A 1,261-nucleotide genomic window follows, 5' to 3' on the forward strand; every position below is an offset into this window, starting at 1 on the left:
TGGATATGCAAATAAAAACTGCACATTAAGTTAAGCTACATTTTTGTAATTAATTTGATTGTTAAATTCTTCAATAGTTGCATAATTTAAAGCAGAATGTCTCCTTTTTCTGTTGTACCAAATTTCAATGTATTCAAAGATTTCCAGTTTCATTTGTTCTTTTGAAATCAGTTTGTTTCCATAAATCAATTCCGTTTTCAAGGATTTAAAAAAGCTTTCCGCTACTGCATTATCCCAACAATTTCCTTTGCGACTCATACTGCGGGTTATTTTTTTATAGGAATCAAGAACATTTACAAACTTTTTGCTAGCATATTGAACACCTCTGTCGGAATGAAAAATCAAACCTTCCTCAATATTTCGGTTTTTAACGGCCATTTTCCAAGCTCCAAGCGTAGTTTCATCTGTACTCATTCCATCGCTCAAACTCCAACCTATAATTTTTCGGTCGTATAAATCCATAATAGTTGTCAGGTATACAAATCCCTCTTTAGTTTGAATATAGGTGATATCAGAAACCCAAACTTTTGAAGGCATTTTGACAACAAACTCCCTATTTAATATATTTTCGACGATTAAGTAATTATGATTTGAGTTGGTCGTCACTTTGAATTTCTTGCTTAATTTACTTCGCAAGCCTAACTGTTTCATATATTTTGCTACAGTAATTCTTGAAATTTTATAACCAATACTCAGAAGTTCTAATGTTATTCTAGGACTTCCATATCTTTGCTTGGCTGCAAAATAAATCAATGTTATCTGTTCTTTTATGGTAATTTTTAGTTGTTGTCTTGCTGTGATTGCTTGTTTTTTCCATCGGTAATAACTTCCGCTGCTCACTTGTAGAACTTTGCACATTTTTTCAATCGGGAATAGTTGTTCATTGCTTTTTATGAAACTATAAATCATCGACCGCTCTTGGAAAAAATGCCGATTGCTTTTTTTAATATATCACGTTCTAACTCGGCATCTTTGAGTCTTTTCTCCAGTTCGTGGATTTTTTCTTGCTCGGGAGTGAGTTTTAAATTTCCTTTCCCAGGAAAACTTCCTTCTCCAAATTCCTCAAACTCTTTACGCCATTTATACAACTGTGGTGCTGTGACTCCCAATTCTCTGGCGAGTTCTGATACATTTGTTCTATCATAACTCAATTGAACGGCTTTTTCTTTAAAAGCTTTATCATAAATTTTGCGGACTTGTTTCATAGGCTAAAATTAAGATTATTTCTTAACTTAATGTGATGGCTAAGTTAGCATGTCCA

1 protein-coding gene is annotated in these 1,261 nt (G+C 33.1%); it reads right to left on the reverse strand.

Annotated elements, in window-relative coordinates; genetic code table 11:
- Window positions 1-30: 30 nt before the first annotated feature.
- Window positions 31-1,205 (reverse strand): IS3 family transposase gene (locus EKL98_RS16280; protein WP_233584118.1). Its coding sequence is split into 2 segments (ribosomal slippage): window positions 31-938 and window positions 938-1,205, totalling 1,176 coding nucleotides; the frame shifts between segments, so codons are not numbered across the junction.
- Window positions 1,206-1,261: the final 56 nt, after the last annotated feature.

Source organism: Flavobacterium bomense (assembly GCF_003970355.1).